Origin of the sequence: Agromyces sp. NPDC057865 (genome assembly GCF_042796995.1) — a bacterium.
Lineage (GTDB): Bacteria > Actinomycetota > Actinomycetes > Actinomycetales > Microbacteriaceae > Agromyces.
In genome coordinates this window covers 147727-159593 of sequence record NZ_JBHVMJ010000001.1, presented here as the reverse complement: position 1 = coordinate 159593, position 11867 = coordinate 147727, and the positions used below count along the sequence as shown (strand labels likewise).

At 72.6% G+C, this 11867-nt stretch carries 9 protein-coding genes; 1 reads left to right on the top strand and 8 read right to left on the bottom strand.

Annotated elements, in window-relative coordinates; all coding sequences use genetic code 11:
* Nucleotides 1-8: 8 nt before the first annotated feature.
* Nucleotides 9-935, bottom strand: a complete 927-nt coding sequence (locus ACFVN5_RS00685) for a 2-hydroxyacid dehydrogenase (RefSeq protein ID WP_376952704.1) — start codon at nt 933-935, stop codon at nt 9-11.
* Nucleotides 936-1006: 71 nt separating this feature from the next.
* Here ACFVN5_RS00685 and ACFVN5_RS00680 point away from each other — a divergent pair, with 71 nt between their 5' ends.
* On the top strand, nt 1007-1588 hold the full coding sequence (locus ACFVN5_RS00680) for a hypothetical protein (RefSeq protein WP_376952703.1): 582 nt from the start codon (nt 1007-1009) through the stop codon (nt 1586-1588).
* Between the two features lie 67 nt (nt 1589-1655).
* Here ACFVN5_RS00680 and ACFVN5_RS00675 read toward each other — a convergent pair whose 3' ends face one another.
* The 7 genes from ACFVN5_RS00675 to ACFVN5_RS00645 all read right to left on the bottom strand — a co-directional run bounded on the left by ACFVN5_RS00675 (nt 1656) and on the right by ACFVN5_RS00645 (nt 11866).
* The gene (locus ACFVN5_RS00675; protein WP_376952702.1) at nt 1656-3086 is read right to left on the bottom strand and encodes a rhamnulokinase family protein; all 1431 of its coding nucleotides are present in this window, start codon (nt 3084-3086) and stop codon (nt 1656-1658) included.
* A gap of 115 nt (nt 3087-3201) precedes the next feature.
* Nucleotides 3202-5238, bottom strand: a complete 2037-nt coding sequence (locus ACFVN5_RS00670; protein ID WP_376952701.1) for a bifunctional aldolase/short-chain dehydrogenase — start codon at nt 5236-5238, stop codon at nt 3202-3204.
* Nucleotides 5235-6176 carry an alpha/beta hydrolase gene (locus ACFVN5_RS00665; RefSeq protein ID WP_376952700.1) on the bottom strand — a complete coding sequence of 314 codons (942 nt, stop codon included), beginning with the start codon at nt 6174-6176 and terminating at the stop codon, nt 5235-5237. The genes ACFVN5_RS00670 and ACFVN5_RS00665 overlap by 4 nt, the downstream gene beginning before the upstream one ends.
* 137 nt (nt 6177-6313) lie before the next feature.
* Complete coding sequence (gene rhaI / locus ACFVN5_RS00660) at nt 6314-7480, bottom strand: L-rhamnose isomerase (RefSeq protein ID WP_376952699.1); 1167 nt, start codon at nt 7478-7480, stop codon at nt 6314-6316.
* Nucleotides 7481-7516: 36 nt separating this feature from the next.
* Nucleotides 7517-7897, bottom strand: coding sequence for an L-rhamnose mutarotase (locus ACFVN5_RS00655; protein WP_376952698.1), 381 nt, complete (start codon nt 7895-7897; stop codon nt 7517-7519).
* A 193-nt stretch (nt 7898-8090) separates the two neighbouring features.
* Entirely contained in the window at nt 8091-10763 is a 2673-nt protein-coding gene (locus ACFVN5_RS00650; RefSeq protein ID WP_376952697.1) for a family 78 glycoside hydrolase catalytic domain, read from the bottom strand.
* Between the two features lie 74 nt (nt 10764-10837).
* Entirely contained in the window at nt 10838-11866 is a 1029-nt protein-coding gene (locus tag ACFVN5_RS00645; RefSeq protein WP_376952696.1) for a LacI family DNA-binding transcriptional regulator, read from the bottom strand.
* Nucleotide 11867: the final 1 nt, after the last annotated feature.

Sequence of the window (11867 nt, the reverse complement as noted above, 5' to 3'; positions counted from 1 at the left end):
TGGCCGGGTCAGGTGCGCAGCACGACGTTGAGGGGCTCGTCGCCGCGCAGCATCCGCTCGATCTGGGTGCGCACCAGCCGGGCCATGCGCGGCATCATCGCGGTCGAGGCGCCGCCCACGTGCGGGGAGATGAGTACGTTCGGCAGCGCGAACAGCGGGTGCCCCTGCGGCAGCGGCTCGGGATCGGTCACGTCGAGCGCGACGCGCAGGCGTCCACGCGTGGCGTGGTCGAGGATCGCATCGGTGTCGGCCACCTTGCCGCGCGCGATGTTCACGACGAGCGCGCCGTCGGGCAGCGCGGCGAGGAACGCGTCGTCGACGAGCCCCGTCGTCGCGTCGGTGAGCGGCACGCCGACGATCACGATGTCGGTCTCGGGCAGCAGCGCGGGCAGCTCGTCGATGCCGTGGATGCGTCCGCGCTCGTCGTCGCGGGCCTGCGTGGCGACGCGCACGAGGTCGACCTCGAAGGGTTCGAGCCGGGCCTCGACCGCGCGGCCGACGCCGCCGTAGCCGAGCAGCAGCACGCGCCGGTCGGCGAGGCTCTCGTGCCGGGCGGGCGCCCAGCGCCCCTCCTCGGCGGCGCGCACGAAGTCGGGGATGCCGCGCTGCGCCGCCAGCACGAGGGCGAGCGTCAGCTCGGCCGTCGAGGTCTCGTGCACGGATGCCGCGTTCGCGAACACCTGGCCCGCCGGCAGCGCAGCGGGCACGTCGTCGTACCCGATCGACTGGGACTGCACGAGCCGGGTGGACACGCCCTCGAGCGCGCCGAGCCGGTCGGCCGCGCCCATGTACGGCGGCACGACGAGGTCGATGTGGTCGGCGGGAGCGGGGGAGTCCATGTCCCAGAGCTCGATGTCGACGCCCTCGGGCGGGGTGCCGATCGCCCGTCGCAGGGTCTCGCCGGGCACGGTCACGAGGAGGCGGGATTCGCTCATCCGGCCATCCTTCCAGAGCGACGCCGATGCGAGCGGAGAGGCGCTGCCGTGCGGCTGCTACCGTGGCCGCCATGGACGAGGCCGCTGCAGCCGACGACCGACGCGACCGCGGGCGAGCGCGTCGCGGGCGCGGACCGGGCCTCCCGCCGGACCACCCCGACCGGCCGGTCGAGGAGCGGGCCGAGGCGCTCAAGGAGCGCGTCTACGCGACCTTCACGGGGCTGGCGATCGTGCTCGTGCAGATCAACAACGTCGAGCACCTCACGGCCACGCGCGCGACGCTCACCCTGCTCGTCGGCATCGTCGCGATCTCGGCGGCGGGCTTCGTGGCCGAGGTCATCGCGCACCTCGCCGTGCATCAGGCGTTCCCCGACGGCGGCGAGCTGGGCCGCATGGCGCGGGTCTCGGGAACGGCGATCGCGTCCGCGGGCGTGCCGCTCATCCTGCTCGTGCTCGCCGTGCTCGGGGTGTTCCAGCTCGAGGGTGCGCTGCGCGCGGCATCCATCGTCTACCTCGTGACGCTCGGCCTCATCGGCTGGTTCGCCGTGCGTCGCACGCGCGTCGCCTGGTGGAAGCAGCTCGTCTCGCTCGGCATCCTGCTCGCGCTCGGTGCCGGCGTGATCCTGCTGCAGCAGCTCGCGCACGGGCACTGATCGGCTTGCGCGGGTCGAGGAGGCCGCGCAGCGGCCGTCTCGAGACCCCGCACCCCGATGCACGACCTCAGCGGACCCGCGGCTCGTAGCGGACGGGCTGGAACGACGCCGCGACGAGCGCCCGGAGCGACTCGAGGTCGGCCCCGGCGAAGCCGGCCGCGCGGGCCTGCACGAGCACGTTGCCGATGGCGGTCGCCTCGACCGGGCCGGCCAGCACGGGGAGTCCTGAGCGGTCGGCCGTGCGCCGGCAGAGCAGTTCGTTGAGCGCGCCGCCGCCGACGACGTGGATCGTCTCGACGTCGACGCCCGAGAGGATCGACGCCGTGCGCACCGCACTCGCGAACGCCTCGGCGAGGCTCTCGATGATCGAGCGGGCGAACTCCGCGCGGCTCTGCGGCGCGGGCACGCCGCGCTCGGCGCACCACTCGGCGATGCGCCCGGGCAGGTCGCCCGGCGCGAGGAACCGCGGGTCGTTCGCGTCGAACACCGTGACGTCGGTCGTCACCGTGGCCGCCTGCGCGAGCAGCTCGGGCAGGTCGATCGACGATCCGTCGCGCTCCCACCAGCGCACCGACTCCGACAGCAGCCAGAGCCCCATCACGTTGTGCAGGAAGCGGACGCGTCCGTCGACGCCACCCTCGTTCGTGAAGTTGGCCTCGCGCGCGGCATCCGTGGTCACCGGCTGCTCGAGCTCGACGCCGACGAGACCCCAGGTGCCGCACGAGATGTAGGCGGCGGACTCGGCGCGCATCGGCACGGCGACGACCGCCGACGCGGTGTCGTGCGAGCCGACCGCGACCACCTCGACGCCCGCGGGCGCGCCCAGGTCGGCCGCGACGTCGGGGCGGAGGGCGCCGAGCGACGCACCCGGCGAGACGAGTCGGGGCAGCACGGATGCCTCGAGCCCGAGCCGCTCCACGAGCGCGTAGTCCCACTCGCCCGTCTCCACCCCGACGAGGCCGGTCGTCGACGCGTTCGTCAGCTCGGCGACTCGAGTGCCCGTGAGCTGGAAGCCGATGAGGTCGGGGACGAGGAGCATCGAGTCGGCGAGGTCGAGCAGGCCGCCCGACTGCTCGGCCGCGAGCTGGTAGACGGTGTTGAACGGGAGGAACTGCAGCCCGTTGCGGCGGTAGAGCTCTTCGAACGGCACGATCGCGTGGACCCGCTCCACCGCGCGCTCGTTGCGCTCGTCGCGGTAGTGGAACGGCTCGCCGAGCAGGCGGTCCCCGCGGAGCAGGCCGTAGTCGACCGCCCAGGAGTCCACGCCGATCGACGCGACACCGGGCTCGCGGCGGAACGCGTCCGCGAGCCCGCGCGTGAGGTCGCGGTAGAGGCCGGTGAGGTCCCAGTGCAGGCCCGACGCGAGCCGCACGGGCCCGTTCGGGAACCGGGCGACCTGGTCGAGCTCCAGCCGGCCGGCCGCGGCGTCGACGTGGCCGACGATGACGCGGCCGCTCGTCGCGCCGAGGTCGACCGCGGCGACCGACCCGCCGGTCATCGGTCCACCCCGGTCGTCGAGCAGCGCCGCCGCAGGCGACGCGTATCGAGACGCGGTGCGATGGTCTCGATACGCGTCCGGCTGCGCCGGGCGCTCCTCGACCACCGGTGCGTACTCATCGGAGGAAGGCCGCGGCGACGCCCGCGTCGACCGGGATGTGCAGGCCGGTCGTGTGGCTCAGCTCGGGGCCGGTGAGCACGAACACCGCATTCGCGACGTGCTCGGGGAGCACCTCGCGCTTGAGGATCGTGCGCTGGGCGTAGAACTTGCCCAGGTCCTCCTCCTCGATGCCGTAGGTCTTGGCGCGGTTCGCGCCCCAGCCCGAGGCGAAGATGCCCGAGCCGCGCACGACGCCGTCGGGGTTGATGCCGTTGACCTTGATGCCGTACTCGCCGAGTTCCACCGCGAGGAGGCGCACCTGGTGGGCCTGGTCGGCCTTCGTCGCCGAGTAGGCGATGTTGTTCGGGCCGGCGAACACCGAGTTCTTCGACGAGATGTAGATGATGTCGCCGCCGAGGCCCTGCTCGATGAGCACCTTCGCCGCGGCCTTCGACACCAGGAACGAGCCCTTCGCCATGACGTCGTGCTGCAGGTCCCAGTCCGCCTCGGTGGTCTCGAGGAGCGGCTTCGACAGCGACAGGCCGGCGTTGTTCACCACGAGGTCGAGGCCGCCGAAGGCGAGCACCGCGTCGTCGATCGCGCGCTGGATCGCGGCGGCATCCGTCACGTTCGCCTGCACGCCGATCGCGACGTCGCTGTTGCCGAGCTCGGCCGCGGCCGCCTGCGCCTTCTCGAGGTCGAGGTCGGCGATGACGACGCACGCGCCCTCGGCCGCGAGTCGGGTCGCGATGGCCTTGCCGATGCCGGATGCCGCGCCGGTCACGAGCGCGATGCGCGTCGCGTGCGTCTTGGGCTTCGGCATGCGCTGGAGCTTGGCCTCCTCGAGCGCCCAGTACTCGATGCGGAACTTCTCCTCGTCGGAGATCGGCGCGTACGTCGAGAGCGACTCCGCCCCGCGCATCACGTTGATGGCGTTCACGTAGAACTCGCCCGCGACGCGCGCGGTCTGCTTGTTCGCGCCGAACGAGAACATGCCCACGCCCGGCACGAGCACGATCGCCGGGTCGGCGCCGCGGATCGCGGGGGACTCGGGCGTCGCATACGCGTCGTAGTACGCCTGGTAGTCGGCGCGGTACTGCTCGTGCAGCTCCTTCAGGCGTGCGATCGAGTCCTCGATCGACGCGTCGGCGGGGAGGTCGAGCACGAGCGGCTTGACCTTGGTGCGCAGGAAGTGGTCGGGGCAGCTCGTGCCGAGTGCGGCGAGCGGGGCGAGCTGTTCGCGGCTGAGGAACTCGAGCACCACGTCGGCGTCGGTGAAGTGGCCCACCTGCGGGCGGTCGTACGACGCGAGACCGCGGATCGTCGGCGCGAGGGCGGCGGCCTTCGCGCGGCGCTCGGCCTCGGGGAGCGGCTCGTAGCCGGGCACGACCGCGCCGAACGGATCGGCCTTGCCGTGCTCGGCGAGGTACGCGGCGGCGGTGTCGATGATCCAGAGCGAGTTCCGCTCGGACTCCTCAGACGCGTCGCCCCACGCGGTGATGCCGTGCCCGCCCAGGATGCAGCCGACCGCCTGCGGGTTCTTCGCCTTGATCTCGGCGATGTCGAGGCCGAGCTGGAAGCCCGGGCGGCGCCACGGCACCCACACGACCTTGTCGCCGAAGATCTTGCCGGTCAGCTCCTCGCCGTCGGCCGCGGTCGCGATCGCGATGCCCGAGTCGGGGTGCAGGTGGTCGACATGCGCCGCGTCGACGAGGCCGTGCATGGCCGTGTCGATCGACGGCGCCGCGCCGCCCTTGCCGTGCAGCGTGTAGTCGAACGCGGCGACCATCTCGTCCTCGCGCTCGACGCCTGGGTAGACCTCGACGAGGTCGCGGAGCCGGTCGAGGCGGAGCACCGCGAGACCCGACTCCTTCAGGGTGCCGAGGTCGCCGCCCGAGCCCTTCACCCAGAGCAGTTCGACGGGCTCGCCCGTGACCGGGTCGGTCTCGGTGCCCTTCGCCGACGTGTTGCCGCCGGCGTAGTTCGTGTTCTTCGGGTCGGCGCCGAGGCGGTTCGACCGCGCGATGAGGTCGGCAGCTGCCTGGTTCGTCATGGGGTGATTCCTTCGGTGAGTCGGAGGGTGGTCCGGTGGTGGGTCTCGAGCCACGCGATCCAGCGCACCACGCGCTCGATCGAGGCGGATGCCGCGGGCTCGTCGGGTCGGTTCAGGTGGCCGTGCTCGGTGCCGGGCTCGACAACGACGTCGACGGGGACGCCGGCTTCCACGAGGGTCGCGGCGAACGCCTCGCCCGAGACGCGGAGCTCGTCGGCCTCGTCGTTGACCATGAGCACCGGCGGGAAGCCGGCGAGGTCGGAGGCCGCGGCGCTGCCGGGCACGGCGGTGATCGGTGCGTCGTCGACGGGTCCGCCGAGGTAGGCCTCGTACATGTCGCGGACGGCGGCGGGGAAGAAGCGGTCGGCGGCGGGGTTCGCGTCTAGGAGGGCGCGCAGCGCGGCATCGGGTGCGGGCTGCACGGCGTGCAGGGTGGGGTAGGCGAGGACGACGCCGGCCGGGAGCGGTCGTCGAGTAGGCCGCGAAGCAGCCGTATCGAGACGTGGCGCCGGGTCTCGATTCGCGTCGCGTGCGACGCCGCTACTCGACCACCGGTCGGAGCCGAGCAGCCGCAGCACCGCGCCCGTCACGAGGTTGGCGCCCGCGCTCGCGCCGCCGATCGCGACGCGCTCCGGGTCGAGCCCGAGCTCGTCGGCGTGGTCGAGCGTCCAGGTCCAGGCCGCGAGCACGTCGTCGGACCCGGCCGGGTAGCGCCCCGAGCCGTCGCCGACCAGGCGGTAGTCGATCGAGACGACCGTGATCCCGTGGGCGGCGAGGGCGCGCGCGACCCAGTCCGCCTCGGGCATGTCGAGGTCGCCCGCGACGAAGCCGCCGCCGTGCGCCCAGACGAGCCCGGGCGTCGGACGGAGCGCCGCGGCATCCGCCGGGTACACCCGCACGAGGCCGTCGGCCGCGCCGTACGGCGTCTGCTGCGTCATCCGCTCGCTCCTCTCGTCACGCTCGTCGCTCTCGTCGTCGGTTCAGGTTCCGCGAGTGGGCGATCCTGGCGATATCGACGGATGTGAGACCGCCAAGATCGCCCACTCGCGAGGGGGAAGGGGAGGGAGGCAGGGGGTCAGGCGCCCCAACCGGCCTGCACGCCGCCGACGCGGTCGGCCGCGATCTGCTGCAGGTAGCCGGATGCCGCGAACGCCCGCATCGGGTCGGCGGGGAGGCCGCGCGACTCGCGCCACTCGGCGAGGGCCGGGCGCACGTCGGTGTAGAACGCGTCCATGAAGATGCGGTTGGCCTCGAGCACGTCGCCCGACACCTGCGCGGCGCGCAGCGCCTCGGTGTCGACGAGCAGCGCACGCGCGGTCATCTCCTGCACGTTGAGCACCGAGCGGATCTGGCCGGGGATCTTGTCCTCGACGTTGTGGCACTGGTCGAGCATGAACGCGACATCGGGGTGGTTGAAGCCGCCGCCGCGGATCACCTCGAAGATGATGCGGAACAGCTGGAACGGGTCGGCCGCGCCCACGATGAGGTCGTCGTCGGCGTAGAACCGCGAGTTGAAGTCGAACGAGCCGAGCTTGCCGAGGCGCAGCAGCTGCATGACGATGAACTCGATGTTCGTGCCCGGTGCATGGTGGCCGGTGTCGAGGCAGACCATCGCCTTGTCGCCGAGCGCGGCGACCTGGGCGTAGCTCGTGCCCCAGTCGGGGACGTCGGTGTGGTAGAACGCCGGCTCGAAGAACTTGTACTCGAGCACGAGGCGCTGGTCGTCGCCGAGGCGTGCGTAGATCTCCTGCAGCGACTCGTGCAGGCGGTCCTGCCGGCCGCGCAGGTCGGCCTGGCCGGGGTAGTTCGAGCCCTCGGCGAGCCAGATCTTCAGGTCGCGGCTGCCCGTCGCGTGCATGATGTCGATGCACTCGAAGTGGTGGTCGATGGCCTTGCGGCGCACCGCGGGGTCCTCGTGCGTGAGGGCGCCGAACTTGTAGTCGTCGTCCTGGAACGTGTTGGAGTTGATGGTGCCGAGCGAGACGCCGAGGTCGTCCGCATGCGTGCGCAGGTCGTCGTACGAGTCGACCTTGTCCCACGGGATGTGCAGCGCCACGGTCGGCGCGAGCGCGGTGTACTTGTGCACCTGCGCGGCATCCGCGATCTTCTCGTACGGATCGCGCGGGGTGCCCGGGGTCGCGAAGACCTTGAAGCGGGTGCCCGAGTTGCCGAACGCCCACGAGGGGAGCTCGATCGACTGGAGCTCGAGTTCGGACAGGATGGCGGCGGGAAGGGTGCTCACTGGTCGCTGCTTTCTGTGCTGGTGGTCGGTGGGAGCTCAGCGCTCGGCGTCGGCGTCGGCGTCGAGCGCGGCGAGCTGGTCCTCGAGGTGGAAGACCTCGGGAAGTCGTGGGGCGCCCTGGTCGGGGCGGCCGTCGAGGGCGACGAAGAACGGCGCCATCTCGGCCTCCCAGGCCGCGGTGCGCGGGTCGGCCTCGAGTGTGGCCTGGGATGCCGCGTCGTCCTCGGTCTCGTAGTAGCCGATGAGCAGGCCGTCCTCGCGGAGGAAGAGGGAGTAGTTGCGCCGGCCCGACGCCTCGATGGCGCGGAGCATGTCGGGCCAGACTGCGGCGTGACGCTCGCGGTACTCGCCGAGCCGGGCGGCGTCGACCTGCAGTTGGAAGCAGACTCGTTCGCTCGGTCGGGGTGCAGTGCTCATCGTCGAGCTCTCCGTCTCGTGGTCGTGCCGGTCGGTCGGTGACGATTCGTTGTGAATCGTTTCAAGCGTAGGCGTTCGAACGATGGGACGCAAGTGGGGAATGCGTTTTCCATCGTAACGGACGCCCGCAGCGTGCAGGGGACTCCCGCACGACCCGGGGCCGCCGCGTCGGCGTCGGCCCCGGGCGACGGCGTCAGTGTGTCGGCGTGACGAGTGCGGCCGGGTCGGCGACCCGCACGGCCGTGGCGACGACCCGGTGCGAGCCGGGGCCGAGGGGTGCGCCGTCGTGCGGCACGCCGTCGACCTCGACGGACGACGCCTCGGTGACGGGCAGGTCGAGCACCGCCTCGGCGCCGAACGGCACGACGAGGTCCAGATGGAGGTCGGCGTCGACGAGGCGCCAGTCGACGGATGCCGCGCCGAGCCGGGTCTCCACCGACGCACGTGCCCACGGGATCGCCGTCGACGGGCGCGGGGCGACGACGATGCGACGGTATCCCGGGCGCTCGAGCGTCGGGGCGAGCCCGCCGACGTAGCGGTAGACCCAGTCGACGACCGCGCCGTACGCGTAGTGGTTGAACGAGAGCATGCCCGAGCTGTCGTCGGTCGCCATCTCGCCCGAGTGGATCGTGCCGTCGGGCGCGAGGGCGTCCCAGCGCTCCCACACCGTCGTCGCGCCCATCTCCACCTGGTAGAGCCACGACGGCGGCTCGAGGCGCAGCAGCATGAGGAACGCCTCATCGACATGCCCCGCGCGCACCAGCGCGAAGAGCACGAGCGGCGTGCCGAGGAAGCCCGTGGCGATGCGGCCGCGCTCCTCGCGCACGTTGCGCGCGAGGCCCTCGGCGATGCGCTCGCGCTCCACCTCGGGCGCGATGCCGAACTCGAGCGCGATCGCGGCGCCGGTCTGCGTCTCGACGGCCTCCGCGCCCCAGCGCTCCCAGGTGTCGCGCGCAACGCGGTCGGCGAGCCGGTCGGCCGCCTCCGCCAGGGCGGGGTCGCCGACGAGGCGCTCGGCCTCGGCGAGGAGGTGCGCGCTGCGCGCGAAGAAGGCGTTCGCCACGTAGTCCGACGAGACCTTCGCCGCCCAGGGCTTGTCGCCCGGGGCATCCGGATCGAGCCAGTCGCCGAACTGGAACTCGGTGGGCAGCAGGCCGTCGCCGGCGCCGGCGCGGCGCTCGAGGCTCGCGACCCAGCGGCGCATGCTGTCGAGCTGGCGCACGAGCACCTCGTCGCTACCGTACGACTCGTAGACCGACCACGGCACGATCGTCGCGGCATCCGCCCAGCCGGCGCGGCCCATCGTGATCCACTCGCCGCCCGCGATCTGGTCGTCCTTGAGAATGTTCGGCACGACGGCGGCGACCGCCCCCTCGGCGTCCTGGTCGAGCTCGAGGTCGCGCAGCCACGACATCCAGAACGCCTCGACGTCGAACAGCGTCGACGCGGTCGGCGCGAACGCCTGCGCGTCGCCCGTCCATCCGAGGCGCTCGTCGCGCTGCGGGCAGTCGGTCGGGAGCGACACGAAGTTGTCGCGCTGCGACCAGGCGACGTTCGAGTGCAGCCGGTCGAGGCGGGGGTCGGCGCTCTCGAACGTCGAGCGCACGCGGTCGGCGCTCGAGACGGCGACGGCCGTGGCCGCCACGACCTCGGCGCCGGTGACCTCGGCGTACTGGAATCCGTGGAAGGTGAACGTCGGCTCGAGCGTCGTCTCGCCGTCGTGGGCGAGCACGTACCCGTCGGCCGCGCGAGCGGTGCGCAGCGACTTCGTGTGGATCGAGCCATCGGGCTCGAGCACCTCGGCGTGGCGCACCTCGACGCGGTCGCCGGCTCGGCCCCGCACAGTGAGGCGGAGCCACCCGGCGATGTTCTGTCCGAGGTCGAGGAATGCGTGCCCCTCGCGTGGCTGCACCGCGACGTCCCACTCCGCGACCGTGCGGACGCCGGTCGTGAGGCGCGGCTCGACGACCGAGGCGTCGACGGCGATCTCGCGGGCCGGCGCCCAGCCCGAGTCGTCGAATCCGGGGGCATCCCAGCCGGGGGGCTCGTCGCGGAGATCGATCTCCACGCCGTCGTAGAGGCTCGCCGAGCGGATGCCGCCCACCGAGGTCGTCCACTCGGGCGACGTGCCGACCCGCACGTGCGAGCCGTCGGCGCACTCGACGTCGAGCTGCACGAGCGCCGCGAGCTCGGTGCCGTACTGCTCGGTCCCGTCCTCCCAGCCGAGCCGACCGCGGTACCAGCCATCGGCGAGCTGCACGCCGAGCGCGTTGTCGCCCGCGTGCAGCAGGTCGGTCACGTCCCAGGTGCCGAGCACCACGCGGTGCTGGTACGCGGTCCACCCCGGGGAGAGGTGCTCCTCGGTCGCGCGCACGCCGTTGACGCGCAGCTCACCGACGCCCCAGAACGTGGCGCGCAGTCGCGCCCGAACCGGCTCGGCCGGGAGCGCGACCCCGGTGCGCAGCAGCATGACCGGCCCCTCCGTCGGCTGCGAGCCGCCGATGGGCCGGGCCTCGAGCGCGGCCGCGTCGATGGAGGCGTCGACCACGAGGTCGTCGCTCCAGCCCGACCAGCCGGCCTCGGTCGCGATGCGCACCGCGTAGCGGCGCTCCTCGCCGGGCTCGAGCTCGGGGCCCGGGGCGACGACGCCGATCGCGGCATCCGATGCGACCGGGTCGGCCTCGCCCGAGTGCGCGCCGTTCCAGCGCACCTGGTAGCCGAGTTGGGCGGATGCCGCGTCGGCGCGCCAGCTGAGGCGGAGGCCGGTGCGCGGCACCCCGAGCAGGCCGTCGGGGTACTGGGACCGCAGCGCGACGACGTGCGCGCCGGGGTCGCCGGTCGTGGGTGAGGGGAGGTGCGTGGACATCCGTGTCCTTCCATGGGTGGTGCCCGACGCGACCGGATCGTGGTCGCGCCGGCGGTTCGAGGGGTCGGTTTCGGTCAGGCGGTCGGTTCCACCGCTACGGGCCGGGTCGAGTCGCGCACCTTGAGCGACGGCTCGACGGAGAAGTGGATCGGGTCGGTGCGGCCCTGGATGCGCTCGAGCAGCAGGCGGATCGCCCGCTCGCCCATCGCCTCGCCGGCCTGGTTGACGCTGGTGAGCGAGATCGCCGGGTAGCTGGCGATGTCGACGTCGTCGTAGCCGACGACGGAGACGTCGGATGAGAGCCCATGCTCGGCCAGGGCCCGGAGCGCGCCGAACGCGAGCTCGTCGTTGCCCACGAAGATCGCGGTCGGCACGTCGTCGTCGAGCAGGGCGAGCGTGTCGAGCCGTGCCGACTCCTCGTCGAGGCCCGTCCGCACGACGCGGATGTCGTCGGCGTAGCCGGCTTCGCGCATGCGCTCGAGGTACCCCTCGAGGCGCAGCGCGTGGGGGTTGCCGGACCCCGGGCGAGTGACCTCCTCGCTGCGCGTGAGGTGCACGATGCGGCGATGGCCGAGTTCGAACAGGTGCTCCATGACCAGCCGCGTGCCTTCGACGTCGTCGCCCGTCACGGTGTCGTAGGCCGTGGAGTTGTCGTGGCGACCGAGCATGACCACGGGCACGCGACCCGCGAGCCGTTCGAGCCACTCGGCGGAGACGAGCGGGGAGATCGCGACGATGCCGTCGACCTGGCGATCGGCGAGTGCACCGATGGCGCGCACGCCCTCCTCGCCGTCGACGTCGGCGGGCGCGATGATGAGCTGGTAGTCGGTGCCGGCGAGCGCGGCGGTGGCTCCTGCGACGATCTTCGTGAAGAACGGGTTGCCGATGTGCGGCATCTCGATGCCGAGGGTGAAGCTCGATCCGCGCATCGCCCGGGCGGCGACCCGTGGGCGATAGTCCAGGGCCTCGATCGCGGCCGTGACGCGCTCCCGCATCGCGGGGCTCACGCCGTAGGCATTGCGGATGACCTTGGAGACCGCCGCGCGCGAGACGCCGGCCTCGCGGGCCACGTCCTCGATGGTCGCTGCTCTCGCCTGTGCCACG